Raw genomic sequence first — 20,865 nt, forward strand, 5'->3', positions numbered from 1 at the left:
GAGAAGGATTCGAACCTTCGAAGGCAGAGCCGTCAGATTTACAGTCTGATCCCTTTGGCCGCTCGGGAACCCCTCCAGACGCCAGATTGTCACAACGGTAATTCTGCTTGCACCCGTTGTGTTTATCGCTTTTGCACCGCAAATAGACGACAGACAGTCAAGCGTCGCGCATTTTATTGTAAGGTTTTGGGGGATGCAACCATTGAACCCGGCAAAATATGCTTTATTGCTGGGAAGTTTGCAAAAAAGCGGGGGCAAACAAGCCAATCCTGCTGCGTCCCTTGTCGCTCCCCCACCCTTGGTGTATGGTCGCCGTGCCCAAGAAACAGTGATGACACCATGACGACAGAGCATAACCCCTATCTGCAATTCACCCGCGAACAATGGGCGTTATTGCGCGATTCGGTCCCCCTGACCCTGACCGAACACGATCTGCAGACCCTGCGCGGGATCAACGAGAAGGTGTCATTGCGGGAAGTGGAAGAGATCTATCTGCCTCTCTCCCGCCTGCTCAATCTCTATGTCAAAGCCAAACAGCGTCGCAGCCGGGTGCTGGAGCAGTTTCTCGGCCAGTCCCGCGGCAAGGGCACTTATATTATCAGCATTGCCGGCAGCGTGGCGGGGGGCAAAAGCACCACGGCCCGTATTCTGCAGGCCCTGTTGGAGCGCTGGCCGGAACATCCACGGGTGGAGCTGGTCACCACCGACGGCTTCCTCTATCCCAACAAGGTACTGGAAGAGCGCGGCCTGATGCGCCGCAAGGGGTTCCCGGAATCCTACGACATCCGCCATCTGGTGGAGTTTGTCGCCAACATCCGCGCTGGTCACGAGAAGGTCGAAGCGCCGGTTTACTCCCACCTTATCTACGACATCATTCCCGATGAGAAGAAGGTGGTGGAGCAGCCGGACATCCTGATCCTGGAAGGGCTCAATGTGCTGCAAAGCGGCATGGATTACCCTCAGGAGCCCCATCGGGTCTTCGTGTCGGACTTCGTCGACTTCTCCATCTATGTGGATGCCGATGCCGAACTGCTGCGCACCTGGTATATCGAACGCTTCCTGAAATTCCGCAGCGGCGCCTTCTCGGATCCCGACTCCTACTTCCATAACTACGCCAAGCTGGCGGAGAGTGAGGCGACCCAGATCGCCAGCAACATCTGGCAAGATATCAACTATCTGAATTTGCAAGAAAATATCTTGCCAACGCGTGAGCGAGCCAACCTGATCATGACCAAGGGCCATGAGCACGCCATCGAGCAGATCAAACTGCGCAAATGATGACGGCGGTTGCCGGATAACGAAGAGGGGGCCCGCGGGCCCCCTCTTCTTGTTTGGCATCATGAGCGGCCTTGCTGACCCTCAGTCGCCCCGGCGCAGGGAGAGCTCGCCCCCCAGATAGTATTTGATCCCTTCACCTGTCTCCAGTCGCAGGGCGCCGCGATCGTCGATGCCACGAGCGATGCCGCGGATCTCCTGATCCCCCATCAGCAGGCGCACAGGGCGACCGGCAAAGTGATCGAGCCGGTTCCACTCATCGACAAAGCTTGCCAGCCCCTGCTGCTCAAAGGTGTGCAGCGCCCGCTGCAGATGGACGATCATCCGGGCCGCCAACTGATTGCGATCCACCAGTTCCGGATTGATGTGACGCAGCTCAGCCCAGGCCTGATCAATCTTCTCACCTTCGCGGGCAGGCATCGCCAGATTGAGACCGATGCCAATCACCAGATGACAACTGGCGCCGGCGCTACCGCTCATCTCTACCAGAATGCCCGCCAGCTTGCGGCCCTGATAGTAGAGGTCGTTCGGCCACTTGAGCTCGACCCCCTGATAACCAAGGGACTCCAGCGCTTCAACCACTGCCACGCCGACCGCCAGACTCAGCCCCATGGCCGCCGCCATGCCTTGCTCGAGTCGCCAGTACATGCTGAGGATCAGCTGGCAACCAAACGGCGAAATCCAGGGTTTGCCACGACGACCGCGCCCGGCGGTCTGACACTCGGCCAGACAGCTCTCGCCAGAGCGCAGCTCATTGACCCGATCCAGCAGGTGTTGATTGGTCGAGCCAATGACCGGAAAACAGTGTACCGGTGCCATCGGGGCCAGTGCCTGCAAGGTAGCCTGATCATAGAGCGCCATCGGCACCGCCAGCCGGTAGCCCTTGCCGGTCAGGCTAAAGAGATCCAGCCCCAGCTCCTTGAGCGCCGCCATGTGTTTGCTCACCGCCGCCCGGCTGATGCCGAGCTGCTCACCCAGCTGTTCGCCGGAGTGAAACTGGCCGTCGCTAAGCAGAGTGATCAGGGTCTGTCTGATGGGAGTAAGGGTCATGAGAGCACCTCGTCGAGCCAGGTTTCACCATGCGTACCCATAAAACGCACCTCGTGCTCCAGCACCACGCCAAACGTCTGCTCCACGCTGTCACGGACATGAGCCGCCAGCGCGATCAGCTCCATGGCACTGGCGCCCCCCAGATTGACCAGCACCAGCGCCTGCTCCTGATGAACGGCGGCACGGCCAATGGCGAAACCTTTCAGACCGCATTGATCGATGAGCCAGCCCGCCGCCAGCTTGGCCTGCCCTTCTCCGGCCGGATAGCAGGGCATCTGCGGGTAGCGCGACTTGAGCGACTCCGCCAGCGCGGCAGGCACCACCGGATTCTTGAAGAAGCTGCCCGCATTGCCGAGCACCGCAGGATCCGGCAGCTTGGCCATGCGGGTGGCACAGACGGTATCGAAGATGGCCTGCGCCGAAGGCGCGTCACCGAGCGCAGCCAGTGGGCCATAGCCCTGCACCGGTTGCCACGCCTTGGGCAGTTTGAGCCCGACGGCGGTGATCAGGTGGGAATCCTGATACTCGTGTTTGAAGATGCTGTCGCGATAACCGAAGCGGCACTCTGCCGCCGCGATCCGTTCAATCTCGCCACTCTGCCAGTTGAACGCCTCGACATAGGCGCAGAAGTCGGCCAGCTCAACGCCATAGGCACCGATGTTCTGCACCGGCGCGGCACCGACCGTACCGGGAATGAGCGCCAGATTCTCTAGCCCGAACCAGCCCTGTTGCAAGGTATGGCGCACCAGCTGATGCCAATCTTCACCGGCCGCCACATGGAGCAACCAGTGATCGCCACCATCTTCAGCGGTAATCCCCTTGAGCCGGTTGAGCACCACCAGACCGAGAAAATCGGTGGTGAAGAGCATATTGCTGCCGCCGCCCAGATTGAGGCGAGGCAACTGGTTGAGTTGTGGATCAGCACGCAGGGTCGCCAGATCGGCAACCTGCTCCACCTCTGCCAGCCAGAGGCAGTACGCATCGAGGGCAAGGGTGTTGAGCTTCAACAAGGAAGCGTTGGCATTCAGTTTCATCGGTCTATCCCGGCTTGGTGCAAGGGCGCAGTCTACCCCAAGTTACCCCATGACGAAAAACCCGAGCCCTTTTCGGGGGAATAACAGTGGTTTAGAGTAGGCGACTTCAACTGCTGAGGAACAACTCATGAACAACCAGTTTGCCGTCATCGGCCTGGGCCTGTTTGGCAGCGCGCTGTGCGAAGAGCTGCAGCGGCAAGATGCCGAAGTACTGGCCATCGATATCGACGAGAGCAAGACCCGGCAAATCGCCGCCCTCTGCAATCACGTTATCGTGGCGGATGCCACCGATGAGGCCACCGTGGCCGAGCTGGGACTGGCCAATTTCGATATCGTCTTCGTTGCCATCGGTGACAACCTGGAGACCAGCATCCTCACAACCCTCGTCTTGAAAGAGGCAGGCGTGAAGAAGGTGTGGGTCAAGGCACGCGACAAGTTCCACGCCAAGATCCTGCAGAAAGTGGGCGCCGACAAGGTGATCAACCCGGAGTGGGACATGGGCCGCCGGGTCGCCCAGAGCATGCTGGACAACCGGCTGTTCGACTATCTGGAGCTGGGCCACGACATGGTGCTGACCGAGTTCGTGATCGGCCTGCAACAGAACGGCCGGGAACTGGGCGACTTCCACCTGCTGCAACAGAGCGATTTCCAGCTGCTCGCCATCAAGCGTGGTGATGTGCTGCACAACGTACTGACCGGCAAGATGGAGCTGCAACTGGGCGACATCCTGATCCTGGCGGGCAACAAGCACGCCATCGACCACTGGCTCGAAACCCTATGATCAACTGGCGCAGCAGCTACGCCTTCGCCCTCCATCGGGAGCAGGACTCTCGCTGGAGCGAAGCCCGGCTGATCCTCGGCAGCTTTCTGATCATTCTGCTGATTGGCACCATCTTTCTGGTGCAACCCTCCAGCCATAACGGCGAGGTTACCTTCGTCAACGCCCTGTTTACCGCCACCTCGGCCATCAGCGTGACAGGTCTTGGCGTGGTGGATACAGGCACCGCCTTCACCCTGCAGGGGCAGATTTTCCTGCTGATGCTGATGGAGATCGGCGGTCTGGGCCAGATGACCATGACCCTGCTGCTGATCGCCATCTTCAGCAAGCGGGTCGGTCTGCGCCAACAGGTACTGGCCAAGGAGGCGCTGGGACAGGAGGGCTCGGTCAACATCATTCAGCTGGTCAAACGGATCGTGCTGTTCGCCTTTATTGCCCAGCTGATCGGCACCGGCATCATGGCGATCCGCTGGGTGCCCGAGATGGGGTGGGTGCACGGCCTCTATGTCAGCTTTTTCCACGCGGTCTCGGCCTTCAACAACGCCGGTTTTTCGCTGTTTGCCAACAACCTCATGGACTATAGAGACGACCCCATCATCAGCCTGACCATCGCCGGCCTGCTGATCCTGGGGGGGATCGGCTTTACCGTCATCGTCGATCTGGTGCGCAACCGCCGCTGGCGCAAGCTGAAGCTGCACAGCAAGCTGATGCTGCTGATGACCCCGGCCCTGCTGCTGGCCGGTACCCTGATGTTCTGGCTGCTGGAACACAACAACCCCGGCACCCTCGGCAAGGCCGGTATCGGTGGCCAGCTGCTGGCTGCCTTCTTCCAGTCTGCCAGCGCCCGTACCGCCGGTTTCAATACCATAGATATCGGGCTGATGACCCCGGCGGCGCTGCTGTTCCTGATGATGCTGATGTTTATCGGTGCCGGTGCCACCTCGACCGGTGGTGGTATCAAAGTCACCACCTTCGCAGTCGTGCTGCTGGCGACCAAGGCATTTCTGACCAAACGGCCCCATGTCACCGCTTTTGGCCGCACCCTGTCGCCCCAGATCGTGACCCGATCGCTGGCAATCATCATCGTCAGCACCATGGTGCTGATGCTGGCGATGTTCCTGCTGATGGTGACCGAGGATCTGCCGTTCGACAAAATCATGTTCGAGACCATCTCGGCATTTGCCACCGTCGGCCTCTCCACCGGCATCACCGCCTCCCTGAGCGAGCCGGGCAAGCTGATCCTGGTGCTGGTGATGATTTGCGGCCGTCTCGGCCCCCTGACCCTGGCCTTTATGCTGGCCCGCCCGGTCGAGACCCGCATCCGTTATCCGGAAGAGAACGTCTATACTGGCTGACCAGCCATGAACACGGGGCAGCCACTGGCTGCCCCGTTTTTTTATTCGGCTTGTTGCTGCGCCTTGAGCCAGCGCCCCGGGCTCACCCCCAGCTCCCGCTCGAATGCCCGACCAAAGGCGACACTGCTGCTGTACCCCGCCCCCAGCGCCACCTGTACCACGGGCTCCCCCGCCAGCAGTTGCTGGCAGGCTAGCGCCATACGCCAGTGGGTCAGATAACCAAGCGGCGCTTGACCAACCCGCTCCTGAAACCTCGCGGCAAAGCGGGCCCGCGACATGCCGGCCTCCCGCGCCAGCGTGGCCACCGTCCAGGGTTCATCCCCACGCTGATGCATCACCGAGATCGCCTTGGCCAACCGGGGATCGGAAATACCTGCCAGCATCCCCTGCTGACACACTCCTTGCTCGACCAGATGACGCAGCAGCAGGATCAACAGTACCTCCAGCAAGCGGGAGATCAGCGGATCCTGCCCGTAGCGGGGGTGAAACGCCTCGTCAAACAGCTGGTTCAGCACCGGCGTCAGGGCCGGCAACTCCCTTAGCGGCAGCACCAGCGAGCCCGGTAATGCCAGTTGCAACGGCGATGCTACCCCCTTGCCGAATGCGACATTGGCGCACACCAAATCACAACCCCCCAGCGTTCTGGGTTCAAGCTTGTGGGGACGTCCCCGAGGGAACAGGATCAGGGTCGGCTCCTCGAGCAGCAAGCTGGCGCCCCCCTCTTCACGCAACATGACGGCGCCACTGCGCAGCAGATGAAGATGTCCGCCACTCGGATAATCATCACTGGAGGAGTGCTGGCACAGGTTGCCGGCGAAGAAGATCTTGGCTTCGGGGGAGGCATGAACCAACAGGGCAGAGAGCGGATCCATATTTGAGACGAATAGTATTTATTTGCAGACGATGAGTGATAAACCGTATCACGAATGACGGCACACTGTCTCCCGTACCTTCACTACCACAGGAGAAGATCATGAGCCGTATCCAACCCGTATCCCAACCGCAACCCGCAGCCGCCCAGACCCTGACCACCCTGCACCGCAATCTGGGCATGGTGCCCAACCTCTACGCTACCCTGGCCCACTCGCCAGCCCTGCTCAATGGCTTCCTGGGCTTTGCCGAGGCGCTTGGCAAGGGGCGCCTCACTGCCCCACAACGGGAGTTGCTGGCACTGGCCATAGGTCAAGCCAACGCCTGCCAATACTGTTTGTCTGCCCACACTCTGCTCGCGGGCAAGGCCGGATTCTCGGCCCAGGAGATCCGGGCAGCCCGACTCGGCCAGGCCTCGGCTCCCCTTGATCACGCCCTGCTGCAACTGGCAACGGCGCTGGTCAACCAGCGCGGGGTGATCAGTGACGAGCAGCTTGCTAGCGCCCGTGCCGCAGGCGTAGATGACGAGCTGCTGCTGGAGGTGCTCGGCCAGGTGGTGGTCAATACCCTGACCAACTATGGCAACCACCTGGCAGCGACCGAGATCGACTTCCCGCCCGTCACTCTGACCCCTTAAACAAGGAGCCCCCATGCAGCAACATGACAAAGGCTTTCTGGTCGCTCTGGCGGGAGTGGTATTGACCCTGCTCTGGATCGGCGTCTTCAAGTTTACCCCGACAGAGGCAGCCGCCATCAAACCACTGGTAGCCAGCCACCCCTTGATGAGCTGGCTCTATGGCCCCTTATCGGAACAGAGCGTATCGAACCTGATCGGGGTGGTCGAGATAGTGATCGCCATCGGACTGGTCGTGGGTCTGTGGCAACCTCGCATCGGTTACTGGTGCAGCATGGGAGCTATCGTCACCTTCCTGGCGACGCTGAGCTTCCTGCTGACCCTGACAGGTGTCTGGAAAGTGGTTGATGGCGTGCCAATCACCGAGTTCTTCCTGTTCAAGGATCTGGTGTTTCTCGGTGTGGTTCTGCACTACCAGCACAGGATCCGTGCCAGCTTGTCCACTCAGGCAGCCTGACAACAATGCCTTTGGCGCCCGGGATGGGCGCCTTTTTTCGTTATGCAGCCCTGGTCTGGCGCTTGCTGGCCGTCTTGCGCGGTCGGGGCCCGCCAGTCGTGCTGGCTGCCGGACTCTTGCGTTTGGTAAAACGCCGCTTACCGGCACCCGGCGCCTCCTTGGGCAGGGCGCTGAAGCTGGCGCCGGAGTCCTGCCGCGCCCCCTCGATCAGGCCGTTGAGCTGCTCGGTGAGCGGCCCCATAAACTGCTGGTAGCTGCCGTGGCGCTCGGCGATCTGGCCAAGGCTCTGCTCCCACAGCGCCGTCATATCCGGCGTGGTGGCAGTAGCAGGCAGCGCCTGCACCAGCGCCCGCCCGGTCGGGGTCGCCTTGATGCTCTTGCCCTGACGCACCAGAAAGCGACGCTTGAACAGCAGGTCGATGATGCCGGCCCGGGTCGCTTCTGTGCCGAGACCGTCGGTGTCGCGCAGGGTCTTGCGGATCTCGGGATTCTGCACATAGCGGGCGATGCCGGTCATGGCCGCCAGCAGGGTGGCATCGGTGAACGACTTGGGCGGCTGGGTCATCTTCTCCTGCAGTTCGCCCCGCTCGCACAGCAGTTGCTCGCCTTCCTTCAGCGCGGGTAGCGTGCCCGCCTTCTCTTCGTCGTCTTCCTCCTCCACCCCGAGCAGCGCCTTCCAGCCCGCTTTCAGAATGCGCCGCGCCTTGGCCTGAAACAGACCACCGGCGATGCGCAGCAGCACCTTGCTGTCGTTGTATTCGAACGGAGGGTAGAACTGCAGCAGGTACTGGCGGGCAATCAGGCCGTAAAGCTTCGCCTCGTCGGCCCCCAGCGTGGCGGGGTTGCCCTGCTTCTCGGTGGGGATGATGGCGTGGTGGGCATCCACCTTGCTATCGTTCCACGCCTTGCTGCGGATCTTGCCGTCTGCCTCGCTCACCGCCTTGGCCAGTGCAGGCGCTGTAGCGGCGATGGCACCGCGCACCTGTTCGGCCCGCTTGAAGTGGTCGGTCGGCAGATAGCGGCTATCGGAGCGCGGATAGGTGATGAGCTTGTGACGCTCGTAGAGGCTTTGGCAGATGTCGAGCACCCGCTTGGCATCCATGCCGAAGCGCTTGGCGGCATCGATCTGCAGACTGGAGAGGTTATAGGGCAGCGGCGCCGCCTGCTTGCGGGCCTGCTCCTCCACCGATTCGACCTGTGCGGGTTGGCCGTTGATCCGGCTCACCACCTTGTCGGCCAGCGCCCGGTTGAGCACCCGCCCCTCCTCATCCTGCCACGGCAGGCAGGCTTCCGATGGCAGCCACTTGGCGGTGAAGCGCTCGTTGCCGTCGGTCAGCAGATGGGCCAGCACCTCGTAGAAGGGTTTGGGGACGAAGGCCTCGATCTCGAGATCCCGCCGCACCACCAGCCCCAGCAGCGGGGTCTGCACCCGGCCAACCGAGAGCAGCTCACTGCAACCGGCCTTGCGCCCGAGCAGAGTGTAGGCGCGGGTCATGTTGATGCCGTAGAGCCAGTCGGCCCGACTGCGGGCCAGCGCCGAGACCGCCAGCGGCACGAACTCCTTGTTGTCTCTGAGCTTGTCGAGGGCGCGGCGCACCGCGGGCGGGTTGAGATCGCTGATGAGGCAGCGCTGCACCGGCTTGGTTTTCGGGTAGCCGAGAAAGTCGATCACCTCGTCCACCAGCAGTTGCCCTTCCCTATCCGGGTCACCGGCGTTGACCACACAGTCCGCCTGCTTGATCAGTCGCTTGATGACGGTGAGCTGGGTTTTGGTCTTGGGTTTGGCCACCAGCTGCCACTGGGCGGGGACGATGGGGAGATGCTCCATCCGCCACTGCTTGAAGGCGGCGTCATAGGCATCGGGCTCGGCCTGTTCCAGCAGATGGCCGATGCACCAGGTGACCACATCCCCCTGGGCTGTTTCGATAAAACCGTCGCCCTTCTTGTGGGGCTTGGGCAGGGCATCGGCAATGGCGCGGCCCAGCGTGGGCTTCTCGGCGATAAAGAGTCGCATCGGTGGCTACCTGCAATACTGTATATGCAGACAGTATACAACCGCCACCGCGAAAGCCCAACTGCCCCTATTCGTCGAACGGGTGATCGTGGATGGCGGCAAACAGCCGCGCCTGATTGAGCAGCGGCGCATAGTGGAAGGCATTTTCGCCATCTTCCGCCAGCAGGTAGTCGGTCAGCTGTTCGCGCACCGCCTCTTGCAGGGTCTCCAGCTTCCACGGCTTGGCGAGGTAGTAGTGCAACCCGCCGCGATTGACCGCTTCGACGGTGGCCTCCAGCCCCGCTTGTCCGGTCAGCAGCAATTTGCGGCTGGCACGGGTGGAGGCTCGCCGGTTCAGCTCCACCAGAAAATCGACCCCCAGGGTTCCCGGCATGATGTGGTCACAGAGGATCAGCGCCAGCTTGTTGCCGTCGCGCTCCCACTCCTCCACCACCGCACGCGCCTCATCGACGCTCTCGGCGGCTTCCAGTTCGAAGTGGGAACGGAACGGGGCGAGATCGTGGATCACCGCATCCAGCACCTCCCGCTCATCGTCCACACACAGGATCAGATAGTGTTTGTTCATTGCTCCTCCTTGGCGACATGGTTTGGCACGCCGCGCGATTGATGCTGGCGACGGCTCAGGCCGCATGCTCCTTGTTGTGATGAGGTTCGCCCCCGTAACCTGCCTGCCCCATGCCGTCCAGCGGCAGACAGACCCGCATCCGGGTGTAACGGCCAGGCTCCGAGGCCACCTCAATCCGGCCGTGGTGCTGCTGCACTATCTGCAGCGAGACGCTCAGGCCAATGCCGAGACCGAAGTGCCCCTCCCGCTTGGTGGTGAAGTTGAGATCGAAGATCCGCTGCCACAGCTCGGGCTCGATGCCGCAACCGCTATCCTCAATCTCTACCATGACCCACTCGGGATCCAGCAATCCGGTACGGATGGTGAGTCGCCCCGGGCCGCTCATGGCATCCAGACTGTTGGCGATCAGGTTGGTCCACACCTGCTGCAGGGCGATGGGGTGACAGCGCACCAGCGGCAACGGCTGGTACTCCTTGCAGAGCTCATGATGCTTGAGGCGGTTTTCGAAAATCATCAGGGTATCTTCCAGCCCCTCGTGCAGGTCCACCAGCGAGGGTTCGGCCCGATCCTGCCGGGCATACTGCTTGAGGCTCTTGACCAGATCGCCAATGCGACGGGCACACACCTCGATGTTGCGCAGGAAGCTGCCGGTCTGCTGGAACAGCTCCAGCCGGGAGAGCAGCGCCTCCCGCTCGGCGGCGGTGCGGCTGGCAAACCAGCGCTGCCAGTTCAGCTCGTCATCCAGATTCATCTGCACCGCCAGCCGCGCCTGCTGACGATCGCCAAAGCGCCCCTCCGCCAGCCGGGTCTTGTCACGGATCTCGCTGGTCGAGACCGGCTGTGAGGAGAGCGCCTGACAGAGGGTCTGGTTGCCCAGCCCCTTGATGGTTGCTGGCAACTCGAGATTGACCAGATCGGGGATGGCGGCCCGCAAGGTCTCGCTGCCACGGATAATGGCCGCCACCGGGTTGTTCAGCTCGTGGGCGACACCGGCCACCAGCTGGCCCAGCATCGCCATCTTCTCGCTCTCCATCAGCTGGGCATGAGCCGCTTCGAGGGAGTCGAGGGTCTGCTGCAACCGCATCTCGGTGCGGATGCTGTTTTGCAGACGGCGGTTGAAGTGGCGCAACAGCAGGTTGGTAAAGGAGGGGAGCAGTTCGCTGCGCGCCTGCATCACCCGGGAGAATTGCAGCTTGTCGAGCTTGATCACCTCGGCACCGGTCAGGGTCACGCCGGTGGTGAAGGCGGGTTCGCCGGTCACGAAGGACATGCCCCCCACCAGCGAGCCGGTGCGGTAGTGCACCACCTCCTGATCGATCCCCTGCTCGTCCCGCTTGCGCAGCACTACCTCCCCCTTGGCGATAAACCAGAGAAAGCTGTTGGGCTCCCCCTCGCGGGTCAGCACATGGCCCGGGCTGTAGTGGCGACAGACCCGCTCCTCGTCATTGCCCTCGAAAAACTGATAGAGGCCGTCGATCACCACCCGGGAGAGTTCTTCATCGCTGCAGTGGGTGTAATCCATAAAGCCCTGCCGATAGGCAGCCAACTGGCGATCGACATGGGCTCGCAGCAGCTTCTGGTTGTCGAGCACGGCGGCATAGCTCAGCAGGTCCGCCTCAGGACGCTGCAATACAAAGTGGCTCGCCTGCTCGATCACCGCCCGGCGCAGGCTGCCATCGCGCCAGGGGCGTTGCAGGTAGTAGTCGAGACGACCGAGGTTCACCGCCTCGATGATCGATTTCATCTCCGGCTGGCTGCCGAGCAGGATCTTGCGGCACGCCTCGTGACGGCTGCCGAGGCGGATCAGAAAATCGGCCCCTCGCCCATCCCCCAGCTCGCTGTCACACACCACCACGGCGGGTGGCTGCCCCTTGCGATCCAGCTCATCCAAGGCCAGCTCCGCCGACCCCTGACCGACTACCACCACCAGCGCGAAATGGCCGAGCAGCGGAGCCAACTCCTGTTCGAATTCGGCCAGCAGTTGCACGTTGGCGGCGACACACAGCAGTGAGAAAGGGCTCATCAGCGACACTCCGTTGAGGCTCACTGCTCACTATATCAGCGAATCTTGTGGGGTTTTGCGAGGGGGCTAACAGCTGTCGCGGAAAGTGCACAAATAAATAAAACAGAAAACAACTGAATTTAATTCGATAAATATGTCAAAAACAAAACAAAAGACAAGATGTGACAACAATCAAAAATATAAACCATGATGGAGGTCAACGCCTTATCCCTATCATTACTACTACTATTGGACTAGTACTATGTAGGTAATTATTGACCGTAGGAAAACGCCGCCATGATTGGAAAACTGATAAGAAAAACCTGGTTCTGGCTCCTGCTGCTCGGGGCCCTGCTGGGTGTCGCGGCACTGGGTGTCACCGTGACCGTGCTGCACAAGACCAGCTCCACCGAATTCTGCGTCTCCTGCCACTCCATGCAGACTCCGCTCGCCGAGTATCAGAGCAGTGTCCACTTCCAGAACACCAAGGGAATCCGCGCCGAGTGCGCCGACTGCCACATCCCGGGCGACCCCACCTCCTACCTGTGGACCAAGATCCGCGCCGTGAAGGATATCTATCACGAGGCGATCGGCACGCTGGATACCCCGGAAAAGTATGAAGCCCACAAGCTGCGGATGGCCCAGTCCGTCTGGGACGAGCTGAAAGCCAACGACTCCGCCACCTGCCGCAGCTGCCACAGCTACGAGGCGATGGACATTCTGGCCCAGCGCCCCAATGCCCGTGCCGAGCACCCGGTCGCCATCAAGGAAGGCCAGACCTGTATCGACTGCCACCGCGGTGTCGCTCACATCATGCCTGACATGAGCGGCCTGGCTGCCGCCGGTGCCAGCGAGCTGGCGCAGGCTGCGGCCCAGACCCCGGCCAACGTCACCACCCGTTACGCCATCGCCACCACCCCGCTGTTCCTCGATGCTGCCGCCAAGACCGACGAAGGCACCCTGATGCCCTCCACCAAGGTGGAAGTGCTGGCCAACGAAAACGGCCGCGCCAAGGTGCAGATCGAAGGCTGGCAACAGGATGGTGTGAGCGAAGTGTTCTACGCCGCACCGGGCAAACGGATCCTCAGCGTACTGGTCGGCGATGCCGCCAAGAAAGCACTGGTCACCGGCCAGAGCGAAACCGACAGCGCCACCAACCTCACCTGGCATCAGGTCAAGCTGACCGCCTGGGTCGACCAAAGCCAGCTCATCGGCGATCAGGGCAAGCTGTGGCAATACGCCTCCACCCTGATGTCCAACAACTGTACCGGCTGCCACGGCCTCACCGCGCTGGATCACTTCAATGCCAACCAGTGGATCGGCGTCATCAAGGGGATGGAATCTCGTACCTCCCTGACCCCGGAACAGGCTCGCATGTTGACCCAGTATGTCCAGAAACACGCCAGTGACATGAGCGCGGCCCACTAAGGCTGGCACAGAGGAAAACCGTTATGACTTTTTTCAATGACAAGAAGACCAATCTGTCCCGCCGCAACCTGCTCAAGGGGCTCGGCGCCTGCGCAGCCCTGCCCCTGCTCGGCGGCATTTTTCCCAAGAGTGCGCTGGCGCAAGCCATCAGCACCGCATTGAGTCAGTTCCCGACCCTGGTGCCCGCCCAGAAGGGCATTCTGACTGGCGCCCACTGGGGTGCTTTCGAGGCGATCGTCGAAGATGGCCGCATGGTGCGCGTCCAGCCGGTGGCCGATGATCCGGCGCCAAACGATCTCATCGACATGGCGCCGTTCCAAGTCCACGCCAAGAACCGCATCAAATACCCCATGGTACGCAAGAGTTGGCTGGAGCACGGCCCGGGCGCCAAGCCGGAGCTGCGCGGCGCCGACGAGTGGGTGCGGGTGAGCTGGGAGAAAGCCATTGAACTGGTGGCCGGCGAGATCCAGCGCGTCCAGTCTGACTTCGGCCCGCAGGCGATCCACGCCGGTTCCTACGGCTGGAAGAGTGTCGGCATGTTCCACAACAGCCGCACCCTGCTGCACCGCCTGATGAACCTCTCCGGCGGCTTCACCGGTTATGCCGGTGACTACTCCACCGGTGCGGCTCAGGTGATCATGTCCCACGTGATGGGCTCCATCGAGGTGTACGAGCAGCAGACCGCCTGGCCCAACGTGGTGGAAAACGCCGAACTGGTGGTGCTGTGGGGGGTCAATGCTCAGGTCACCCTGAAGAACAGCTGGAACATGCCGGATCACGAAGGTCAGGCTGGCTTCAAGGCGCTAAAAGAAAAAGGCACCCGCGTCATCAGCATCGATCCGGTCTACAACGAGACCGCCAAGCTGGTCGGCGCCGAGTGGATTGCCCCGAACGCCTACACCGACGTGGCCATGATGCTGGGTGTGGCCCACACCCTCTACAGCGAGAAGAAGCACGATCAGGCCTTCCTCGATCGCTACACCGTCGGCTTCGACAAGTTCCTCGCCTATCTGCTCGGCAAGGATGACGGTCAGCCGAAGAGCGCCGAGTGGGCGAGCACTGTATGCGGCGTCGATGCCAAGGTGATCCGCCAGCTGGCCCTCGACATGGCCGCCAAGCGCACCATGATCATGGCCGGTTGGGGCATGCAGCGTCAGCAGCACGGCGAACAGCCCAACTGGATGCTGGTCACTCTGGCCTCCATGCTGGGCCAGATCGGCCTGCCGGGCGGCGGCTACGGCTTCAGCTACCACTACTCCTCCGGTGGCAGCCCCACCGCCAAAGGCGGCATTCTGGCGGGCATCTCCGCCGGCAACGCACCGAAGAACAGCCCGGCCCCGATCCCGGTGGCCCGCATTGCCGACTGTCTCGCCAACCCGGGCAAGACCATCGACTTCAACGGCCGCAAGGTGACCTATCCGGACATCAAGCTGGTCTACGTGGCGGGCGGCAACCCCTTCCACCACCATCAGGACACCAACAACCTGCTGCAGGCGTGGCGCAAGCCGCAGACCGTGATCGTCCACGAGCCTTACTGGACTGCCACCGCCAAGCACGCCGATATCGTGCTGCCGGTCACCACCAGCTACGAGCGCAATGATCTGGAGATGGGTGGCGACTACTCCCAGCGCTATGTGTTCCCGATGCACCAGTGCGTACCGCCCCAGTTTGAAGCCCGCAACGACTTCGACATCTTCAGCGCCATCGCCGCCAAGCTGGGCGTGCAGGAGCAGTACACCGAAGGGAAGGACGAGATGCTGTGGCTCAAGCAGATGTACGACGGCATGGCGGCACAGGCCCGCGGCGCCCGCGTGGCGCTGCCGCCGTTCAATATGTTCTGGGAATCCAACAACTACATCCGCTTCCCGATCCCGGAGGCCAACCGCCAGTGGATCCGTCACGCCGATTTTCGCGAGAACCCGCTGCTCAACCCGCTCGGTACCCCGTCCGGCAAGATCGAGATCTTCTCCAACACGGTGGCGGGGATGGGTTACGCCGACTGCGCCGGCCATCCCAAGTGGTATGAGCCCAGGGAGTGGGTGAAGAGTGAAGTGGCGGCGCGCTATCCGCTGTCGCTCAACACCTCCCACCCGACCCAGCGGCTGCACTCCCAGCTCGACAACACCCCGCTGCGGGACAAGTTCGCCATCGCCGACCGCGAGGCGATCATGATCCATCCCGCCGACGCCAAGGCTCGCGGCATCGCCCAGGGGGATCTGGTGCGAGCCTTCAACGAGCGCGGCCAGATCCTGGTGGGCGCCCTGCTCTCCGAGGATGTGCGCCAAGGGGTGGTGCGGATCTGCGAAGGGGCCTGGTACGACCCGGCCAAGCCGGGCGAAGCGGGCAGCATCTGCAAAAACGGCAACGTCAACTGCCTCACCTTCGACGAAGGCTCGTCCAGTCTGGCACAGGGCAACTGCGGCCACATGGCTCAGCTGCAAATCGAGAAGTACACAGGCCCTGTGCTAGCCAACACCGCCCACGCGGTACCGGCCAACGGCTAAGGCGATTGCCACCCAATAAAAACGGCGCCATCAAGGCGCCGTTTCTTTATCTGTCTGCCAAAGCGCAGGCATGGTCGGGACGGGTTTAGAACTCCCCTTCCTCCATATACTCCTGCGCGCACTCCACCAGTTGTGGCCACAGCTCTTCCGGCACCCAGGCGTCCGGGTCATCTTCGTCCCCGTCGTACTGGCTCCAGAAATAGCGGCGCAGGCCGGAGGCAAACTCGTCACTGATCTCGGCCAGCTCCGAGAGCGGCCCCAACCAGGCGATGCGGCGCAGCCCGGAGGCGAGATCGTTGATGGCATCCATCAGGGTGCGATCGTCGAAGCTCTGCTCCACCAGCAGGGTGAAGCGCTCGCGCGCCTGCTCGGTCTGCTCCTCGTCCAGCTCGCCCACATCGGCCAGCAAGTCGACAAAATCTTCCAGAAGGAACGCGATCAGGCCATCCCTGTCTTCAAACCACTGGATCTGGGCGCCCTTGACCCCCAGCACAGAGGCATCAAACGAATCGTCAAGGTGACACAGTGCCCACGGATCGTCGGTCATGCTTCTCTTCCTCAGGCTAAAACAAATGCCATATGTTATGCCTAGCTCTCGACTCTTGCCACCTTGGGCAACGAGAGGGAGGCGGCCAGACCGCCCAGTTCGGCGCGGCCCATGATGAAACTGCCCCGATAGGCTTCCGCCAGATCGGAGACGATGTTGAGACCCAAGCCCGAGCCCGGCACCTTCTCGTCGAGCCGCACCCCGCGCAGCACCGCCTTGGCGATCTGATCTTCGCTCATACCGGGGCCGTCATCCTCGATACGCAAGGTGATCCAGCCCCCCAGCTCGGCGCTGGAGATGCGCAGCTCGCTGGCAGACCACTTGAAGGCGTTCTCCAGCAAGTTGCCTACCATCTCATCGAAATCCTGCTCCTCCACCCCGACCGCCAGATTGGCGGGCACTTGCAGATCCACCGTCTTGCCCGGATAGAGGCGGGAGAAGGCGCGGCAGATATACTCCACCCGCGCCCGCACCGGGGTCGACACCCCGAGGATCTTGGCGGCGCCGGTCACCCGCGCCTTGCCGAGGTGGTAATCGATATGGCGCTGGATCTGGTCGAGCTGCTCGCCGATGGCGGCCTGATCCTCCGGTGGCAACTGGGCCACCTGATTGCGCATGATGCTGAGCGGCGTCTTGAGGGCGTGGGCCAGATTGCCGGTGTGGGATCGCGCCCGCTGCAGCAGCTCGCCGTAGTGGTGCAGCAGCCGGTTGATATCCTCCACCAGCGGCTGGATCTCCAGCGGATAGCGCAGCCGGAAGCCCTCCTGATGACCCTCGTGAACCCGCCCCAGTTCGCGGCGCAGCAGGTGCAGCGGCCGCAAGCCGTAGACGATCTGGAACATGAAGCCGAGCACCAGACCGGCGGCGGCAAAGCCGAGACCGAGGAACAGGCTGATGCGGGTCTTGTTGAGGGTTTGGGTCAGGGCGCTGCTGTCCTTGGCCATCACCAGAGTGAACACCCGATCCGAACCGGGTAGCAGCACGGTGCGGGTCATGATCAGCAGCGGCTCCTTGTTGGGCCCCTTGCCGACGAAGAGGTCGGGATCGCCAAACGCCGACTTGAGGCCGTCGCTCTTCAGGTTGGTATCCCACAGGGAACGGGAGCGCCCCACCACATCGCGGCCCAGCTCCAGCTGCCAGTAGTAGCCGGAGTAGGGTTGATTGAAACGGGGATCGGAGAGGGAGCCGGTGACCACCGGCAGACCGGTTTTGGCCACTTCCAGCCGGGAGAGCAGATCATAGAGCTGCAGGCGAAGGCCGTCGGCCTCCGCCTCCTGCCAATAGTTGCGCATCATGGTCTGCAGACTGAAACCGGTGGCGAACAGAAACAGCCCGCACCAGACCAGCGCGATGGCGACCAGTCGCCCCCGCAGGGTTCTCACCAGCCTCATTCGTTGATCCGGTACCCGAGGCCGCGCACTGTCTCAATCAGATCGGGGTTGGTTTTCTTGCGGATCCGGCCGATGAACACCTCCACGGTATTGGAGTCGCGGTCAAAATCCTGAGCGTAGATGTGGTCGATCAGCTCGCTGCGCGACACCACCTTGCCCCGATGCTGCATCAGGTAACCCAGCACCCGGAACTCGTGAGCGGTCAGCTTGATAGGGGTCCCTTCGTACCACACCTGCGACGCTGCCATATCGAGCCGTACCCCGCCAATCTCCAGCACGGAGCTGGCGTTGCCTGCTGCCCGGCGCACCAGCGCATGGACCCGCGCCACCAACTCGGCCACCTGGAACGGCTTGGTGAGGTAGTCATCGGCACCGGCGTTTAGCCCCTCAATCTTCTCGTGCAGTTGGCCACGGGCGGTCAGCACCAGCACCGGCGTATCGATCCCCTTGCTGCGCCACTCCTTCAACACGCTCAGGCCATCGCGCCCAGGCAGGCCGAGGTCGAGAATGATGGCGTCATAGGGTTCGGTCTCACCGAGGAAACCGGCCTCGTTGCCGTCGTGGCAGAGGTCGGTGACAAAGCCGGAGAGGCGCAGCTGTTCGGCCAGCTGACCAGCCAGAATTTTTTCGTCTTCAACAATCAGAATTCGCATGAACAGGCTTCCACACAGGGGTTATTCATCATCCTCGACCGGGGGCTTTGGTGGTTCGAACAACCGCTCCAGATGGTGGCCCTTGGCCCACACCAGCTCAAGGTTGTCGGCCCGATAGGCTACCTTGATCACGCTGTTTTCCCGATCGATGACTCGCAGTTCATAGAGCCAGATACCATCCTCTTCTCCCAGATCCACCCGCAACACCCGCACCGGCAATCTGGCCGCCACCTCCATCATTTCATGGAAGGGCCGAACCCGTCCCTCATGGACAGCTTGCTGCAGCATGGCTTCATCAGGCGTGACCGCCTGTGCCAGCAACGGCAGCAATAACCCAAGCAGAGGGAGCGCTCTATTCATGGATGATTCATCTCCAAAAACCTAACATAATGGCGTTTATAGTCTGCCAGCCATGAATCCGGAATGAATATGATCCCGCGCAGTTTCCTGCTGATCCTTTGCCTGTTGAGTGCCACAAGCTGGGCGGCCCAGAGCCGTCTCGACATGGCCGGGCTGGTCAAACTCCTGCTGGCGCAAGGGTATCACGACATTCGGGAAGTGGAGCTGGAAGGGGACAAATTCGAGGTCAAAACCCTCAATCGCCAGGATCAGAAGGTGCATCTCATCGTCGATGCCTACACTGGCGAGATCAAACAACAAGAGGCCGATTAGGCCTCTTTTGCATTCCAGCGTCCCCGCATGGGGCGCAGCAGCTTCTCCCGCCTCGGCCAGAGCAGGGCGCAGGCCAGCAGCAGGTAGATGAGGGGCTCCCCCCAACCGCTCTTGAGCGACCACCAGTAGTGCACCGGCACCAGCAGGGCGATGGCATAGACCCAGTTGTGCAGCTTCTGCCATGCAGCGCCCATGCTGCGCTGCAATGCGGGCAGCGAAGTGATGCTGAGGGCGGCCAGCAGCAGCAGGGCCACCATCCCCACCACTATGTAGCTGCGCTTGACCAGCTCGCCGCCAATCAGCCCCCAGTCAAACTGCAGATCCAGCCCCAGCCACGCCATGAAGTGGAGCAGCGCCCAGGCAAAACACCAGAGCCCGAGGGGGCGGCGCAGCTTGATGAGCTGCCCCTGCCGCCAGCGCTTGGCCAGCGGCGAGACCAACAGGGTGAGCAGCAGCAGATTGAGCGCTCCCTTGCCGAGGTAGTGGATGAGCTCGGGCACCGGATCGCCCCCCAGCAGGCCTGCCGGGATGGCAAAAACCAGCCAGAGCAGGAAGCCGAGGGAGCACAGATGCACCAGCGCCCGCAAGCCGCTGATATGGGCCGGTTTCAATCTCAGTACCATTGGCGCAGATCCATCCCCTGATAGAGCGAGGCGACTTCGTCACCATAGCCGTTGAACATCAGGGTCGGCTGACGCTTGGCGCCAAACACTCCTCCCTCGCCGATGAAACGCTCGCTTGCCTGGCTCCAGCGCGGGTGATCCACCTGCGGGTTGACGTTGGCGTAGAAGCCATATTCGTTGGGAGCCAGCAGGTTCCAGGTGGTGGGCGGCATCTCCTCTACCAGCCGGATCGAGACGATGCTCTTGATGCTCTTGAAGCCATACTTCCACGGCACTACCAGCCGGATCGGCGCGCCATTCTGGGCGGGCAGGGTCTTGCCGTAGAGCCCCATCGCAAGGAATGAGAGAGGGTGTATCGCCTCGTCGATACGCAGCCCCTCCACATAGGGATACTCGATGCCGCCCCCCAAACTGGAGGCCTGCCCCGGCAGCTGTTTCGGATCAAACAGGGTTTCGAAGGCGACAAACTTGGCGCGACTGGTGGGCTCGGCACGGCGGATAATCTCCGCCAGCGAGATGCCGTTCCAGGGCAGTACCATGGACCAGGCTTCAACGCAGCGCAGCCGGTAGATCCGCTCCTCCAGCTCGCTTTTGTTGATGAGGTCCCACACATCGAGGGTAAAGGGCTTGGCCACCTCCCCCTCCACCTTGAGGGTCCAGGGTTCGGGCTTGAGGTAATGTGCGTTGCGAGCCGGGTCGGACTTGTCGGTGCCGAGCTCATAGAAGTTGTTGTAACTGGTGGCCTTCTCTTCCGGTGTCAGCACCAGATTGGCCGGGCGCTCCGCAGGCTTGCTGTTGAGCGGTTTGGTAGCTAATTGGGGGGCATCCTCTTTACCGCGCAGCAGGTCGAGCACTCCGGCCTGAGTGGGGAACGCCAGGGTGGCTGCGCCCAGACCCAGCCCCTTGAGAATAAGGCGGCGGTCCTGATAGACGGCTTCCGGGGTAACATCCTGTTCGGTGAGGGGGTGGGCGGTACGACGCTTGATCAACATTAAAAACTCCCGGGGCTGAGT

Annotated in this window: 20 protein-coding genes; 8 read left to right on the top strand and 12 right to left on the bottom strand. The window is 62.0% G+C overall.

Translation table 11 applies throughout. From position 1 onward, the window contains the following. Nucleotides 1–339: 339 nt before the first annotated feature. The gene (gene coaA, locus G5358_RS04125) at nucleotides 340–1,278 is read left to right on the top strand and encodes a type I pantothenate kinase (RefSeq protein WP_005339877.1); all 939 of its coding nucleotides are present in this window, start codon (nucleotides 340–342) and stop codon (nucleotides 1,276–1,278) included. A gap of 81 nt (nucleotides 1,279–1,359) precedes the next feature. Here the strand turns inward: coaA and birA are convergent, their stop codons facing one another. Together birA and murB are read right to left on the bottom strand one after the other, a co-directional pair. Further along, a complete protein-coding gene (gene birA, locus G5358_RS04130; protein ID WP_227341803.1) occupies nucleotides 1,360–2,325 on the bottom strand; it encodes a bifunctional biotin--[acetyl-CoA-carboxylase] ligase/biotin operon repressor BirA in 966 nt (321 codons plus the stop codon). Further along, entirely contained in the window at nucleotides 2,322–3,359 is a 1,038-nt protein-coding gene (murB, locus tag G5358_RS04135; protein ID WP_421323667.1) for a UDP-N-acetylmuramate dehydrogenase, read from the bottom strand. Before murB ends, birA begins: the two co-directional genes overlap by 4 nt. Before the next feature lie 127 nt (nucleotides 3,360–3,486). Here murB and G5358_RS04140 point away from each other — a divergent pair, with 127 nt between their 5' ends. Next, nucleotides 3,487–4,140 carry a potassium channel family protein gene (locus G5358_RS04140; protein WP_005339863.1) on the top strand — a complete coding sequence of 218 codons (654 nt, stop codon included), beginning with the start codon at nucleotides 3,487–3,489 and terminating at the stop codon, nucleotides 4,138–4,140. Continuing rightward, nucleotides 4,137–5,492 (top strand): TrkH family potassium uptake protein, encoded by a 1,356-nt coding sequence (locus tag G5358_RS04145; RefSeq protein ID WP_005356363.1) that lies wholly within the window; start codon nucleotides 4,137–4,139, stop codon nucleotides 5,490–5,492. Before G5358_RS04140 ends, G5358_RS04145 begins: the two co-directional genes overlap by 4 nt. Before the next feature lie 41 nt (nucleotides 5,493–5,533). Here G5358_RS04145 and G5358_RS04150 read toward each other — a convergent pair whose 3' ends face one another. Continuing rightward, the gene (locus G5358_RS04150) at nucleotides 5,534–6,364 is read right to left on the bottom strand and encodes an AraC family transcriptional regulator (RefSeq protein WP_337073308.1); all 831 of its coding nucleotides are present in this window, start codon (nucleotides 6,362–6,364) and stop codon (nucleotides 5,534–5,536) included. 101 nt (nucleotides 6,365–6,465) lie between these two features. Here G5358_RS04150 and G5358_RS04155 point away from each other — a divergent pair, with 101 nt between their 5' ends. Together G5358_RS04155 and G5358_RS04160 are read left to right on the top strand one after the other, a co-directional pair. Beyond that, nucleotides 6,466–6,999, top strand: a complete 534-nt coding sequence (locus G5358_RS04155; RefSeq protein ID WP_421304139.1) for a carboxymuconolactone decarboxylase family protein — start codon at nucleotides 6,466–6,468, stop codon at nucleotides 6,997–6,999. Between the two features lie 13 nt (nucleotides 7,000–7,012). Then, nucleotides 7,013–7,453 carry a DUF417 family protein gene (locus G5358_RS04160; protein WP_421323668.1) on the top strand — a complete coding sequence of 147 codons (441 nt, stop codon included), beginning with the start codon at nucleotides 7,013–7,015 and terminating at the stop codon, nucleotides 7,451–7,453. A 40-nt stretch (nucleotides 7,454–7,493) separates the two neighbouring features. On the opposite strand, the gene G5358_RS04165 is transcribed toward G5358_RS04160, so the two are convergent. From G5358_RS04165 to G5358_RS04175, 3 genes are all read right to left on the bottom strand, one after another. Next, entirely contained in the window at nucleotides 7,494–9,467 is a 1,974-nt protein-coding gene (locus tag G5358_RS04165) for a DNA topoisomerase III (protein ID WP_421323669.1), read from the bottom strand. 67 nt (nucleotides 9,468–9,534) lie between these two features. After that, a complete protein-coding gene (locus tag G5358_RS04170) occupies nucleotides 9,535–10,032 on the bottom strand; it encodes a response regulator (protein WP_005341867.1) in 498 nt (165 codons plus the stop codon). A 55-nt stretch (nucleotides 10,033–10,087) separates the two neighbouring features. After that, entirely contained in the window at nucleotides 10,088–12,055 is a 1,968-nt protein-coding gene (locus G5358_RS04175) for an ATP-binding protein (RefSeq protein WP_421323671.1), read from the bottom strand. A 276-nt stretch (nucleotides 12,056–12,331) separates the two neighbouring features. Between G5358_RS04175 and G5358_RS04180 the strand changes: the two genes are divergently transcribed. Both G5358_RS04180 and torA read left to right on the top strand, forming a co-directional pair. Beyond that, the gene (locus tag G5358_RS04180; RefSeq protein WP_421323672.1) at nucleotides 12,332–13,462 is read left to right on the top strand and encodes a NapC/NirT family cytochrome c; all 1,131 of its coding nucleotides are present in this window, start codon (nucleotides 12,332–12,334) and stop codon (nucleotides 13,460–13,462) included. Nucleotides 13,463–13,485: 23 nt separating this feature from the next. After that, nucleotides 13,486–15,966, top strand: coding sequence for a trimethylamine-N-oxide reductase TorA (torA, locus tag G5358_RS04185; RefSeq protein WP_421323674.1), 2,481 nt, complete (start codon nucleotides 13,486–13,488; stop codon nucleotides 15,964–15,966). A gap of 85 nt (nucleotides 15,967–16,051) precedes the next feature. On the opposite strand, the gene G5358_RS04190 is transcribed toward torA, so the two are convergent. From G5358_RS04190 to G5358_RS04205, 4 genes are read right to left on the bottom strand one after another with little or no spacing between them, the layout of a single operon-like run. After that, nucleotides 16,052–16,513, bottom strand: coding sequence for a hypothetical protein (locus G5358_RS04190; RefSeq protein WP_005339830.1), 462 nt, complete (start codon nucleotides 16,511–16,513; stop codon nucleotides 16,052–16,054). 41 nt (nucleotides 16,514–16,554) lie between these two features. Beyond that, a complete protein-coding gene (locus tag G5358_RS04195; RefSeq protein WP_005339828.1) occupies nucleotides 16,555–17,904 on the bottom strand; it encodes a sensor histidine kinase in 1,350 nt (449 codons plus the stop codon). Then, complete coding sequence (locus G5358_RS04200) at nucleotides 17,901–18,557, bottom strand: response regulator transcription factor (protein ID WP_371178556.1); 657 nt, start codon at nucleotides 18,555–18,557, stop codon at nucleotides 17,901–17,903. Before G5358_RS04200 ends, G5358_RS04195 begins: the two co-directional genes overlap by 4 nt. A 21-nt stretch (nucleotides 18,558–18,578) precedes the next feature. Further along, nucleotides 18,579–18,917, bottom strand: a complete 339-nt coding sequence (locus G5358_RS04205; RefSeq protein WP_005339825.1) for a PepSY domain-containing protein — start codon at nucleotides 18,915–18,917, stop codon at nucleotides 18,579–18,581. 63 nt (nucleotides 18,918–18,980) lie between these two features. On the opposite strand from G5358_RS04205, the gene G5358_RS04210 reads away from it, so the two are divergent. Beyond that, nucleotides 18,981–19,229 (top strand): PepSY domain-containing protein, encoded by a 249-nt coding sequence (locus G5358_RS04210; protein WP_013724184.1) that lies wholly within the window; start codon nucleotides 18,981–18,983, stop codon nucleotides 19,227–19,229. Here G5358_RS04210 and msrQ read toward each other — a convergent pair. Together msrQ and msrP are read right to left on the bottom strand one after the other, a co-directional pair. Next, the gene (msrQ, locus tag G5358_RS04215) at nucleotides 19,226–19,852 is read right to left on the bottom strand and encodes a protein-methionine-sulfoxide reductase heme-binding subunit MsrQ (RefSeq protein ID WP_421209075.1); all 627 of its coding nucleotides are present in this window, start codon (nucleotides 19,850–19,852) and stop codon (nucleotides 19,226–19,228) included. The two genes, G5358_RS04210 and msrQ, sit on opposite strands and share 4 nt — an antisense overlap. After that, a complete protein-coding gene (gene msrP / locus G5358_RS04220) occupies nucleotides 19,843–20,844 on the bottom strand; it encodes a protein-methionine-sulfoxide reductase catalytic subunit MsrP (RefSeq protein WP_421323675.1) in 1,002 nt (333 codons plus the stop codon). Before msrP ends, msrQ begins: the two co-directional genes overlap by 10 nt. Between the last annotated feature and the right edge of the window lie 21 nt (nucleotides 20,845–20,865).

This window comes from Aeromonas sp. 604176, from assembly GCF_049170755.1.
Classification (GTDB): Bacteria; Pseudomonadota; Gammaproteobacteria; order Enterobacterales; family Aeromonadaceae; genus Aeromonas; species Aeromonas veronii_A.

Excerpts from the sequence above, each read along its gene's own strand:
- msrQ (WP_421209075.1), bottom strand. The coding sequence starts at position 19,852 with ATGGTACTGAGATTGAAACCGGCCCATATCAGCGGCTTGCGGGCGCTG.
- G5358_RS04195 (WP_005339828.1), bottom strand. The coding sequence starts at position 17,904 with ATGAGGCTGGTGAGAACCCTGCGGGGGCGACTGGTCGCCATCGCGCTG.
- G5358_RS04150 (WP_337073308.1), bottom strand. The coding sequence starts at position 6,364 with ATGGATCCGCTCTCTGCCCTGTTGGTTCATGCCTCCCCCGAAGCCAAG.
- G5358_RS04190 (WP_005339830.1), bottom strand. The coding sequence starts at position 16,513 with ATGACCGACGATCCGTGGGCACTGTGTCACCTTGACGATTCGTTTGAT.
- G5358_RS04200 (WP_371178556.1), bottom strand. The coding sequence starts at position 18,557 with ATGCGAATTCTGATTGTTGAAGACGAAAAAATTCTGGCTGGTCAGCTG.
- G5358_RS04160 (WP_421323668.1), top strand. The coding sequence starts at position 7,013 with ATGCAGCAACATGACAAAGGCTTTCTGGTCGCTCTGGCGGGAGTGGTA.
- G5358_RS04155 (WP_421304139.1), top strand. The coding sequence starts at position 6,466 with ATGAGCCGTATCCAACCCGTATCCCAACCGCAACCCGCAGCCGCCCAG.
- G5358_RS04145 (WP_005356363.1), top strand. The coding sequence starts at position 4,137 with ATGATCAACTGGCGCAGCAGCTACGCCTTCGCCCTCCATCGGGAGCAG.
- murB (WP_421323667.1), bottom strand. The coding sequence starts at position 3,359 with ATGAAACTGAATGCCAACGCTTCCTTGTTGAAGCTCAACACCCTTGCC.
- G5358_RS04180 (WP_421323672.1), top strand. The coding sequence starts at position 12,332 with ATGATTGGAAAACTGATAAGAAAAACCTGGTTCTGGCTCCTGCTGCTC.
- torA (WP_421323674.1), top strand. The coding sequence starts at position 13,486 with ATGACTTTTTTCAATGACAAGAAGACCAATCTGTCCCGCCGCAACCTG.
- coaA (WP_005339877.1), top strand. The coding sequence starts at position 340 with ATGACGACAGAGCATAACCCCTATCTGCAATTCACCCGCGAACAATGG.
- G5358_RS04205 (WP_005339825.1), bottom strand. The coding sequence starts at position 18,917 with ATGAATAGAGCGCTCCCTCTGCTTGGGTTATTGCTGCCGTTGCTGGCA.
- G5358_RS04175 (WP_421323671.1), bottom strand. The coding sequence starts at position 12,055 with ATGAGCCCTTTCTCACTGCTGTGTGTCGCCGCCAACGTGCAACTGCTG.
- birA (WP_227341803.1), bottom strand. The coding sequence starts at position 2,325 with ATGACCCTTACTCCCATCAGACAGACCCTGATCACTCTGCTTAGCGAC.
- G5358_RS04210 (WP_013724184.1), top strand. The coding sequence starts at position 18,981 with ATGAATATGATCCCGCGCAGTTTCCTGCTGATCCTTTGCCTGTTGAGT.
- msrP (WP_421323675.1), bottom strand. The coding sequence starts at position 20,844 with ATGTTGATCAAGCGTCGTACCGCCCACCCCCTCACCGAACAGGATGTT.
- G5358_RS04170 (WP_005341867.1), bottom strand. The coding sequence starts at position 10,032 with ATGAACAAACACTATCTGATCCTGTGTGTGGACGATGAGCGGGAGGTG.
- G5358_RS04165 (WP_421323669.1), bottom strand. The coding sequence starts at position 9,467 with ATGCGACTCTTTATCGCCGAGAAGCCCACGCTGGGCCGCGCCATTGCC.
- G5358_RS04140 (WP_005339863.1), top strand. The coding sequence starts at position 3,487 with ATGAACAACCAGTTTGCCGTCATCGGCCTGGGCCTGTTTGGCAGCGCG.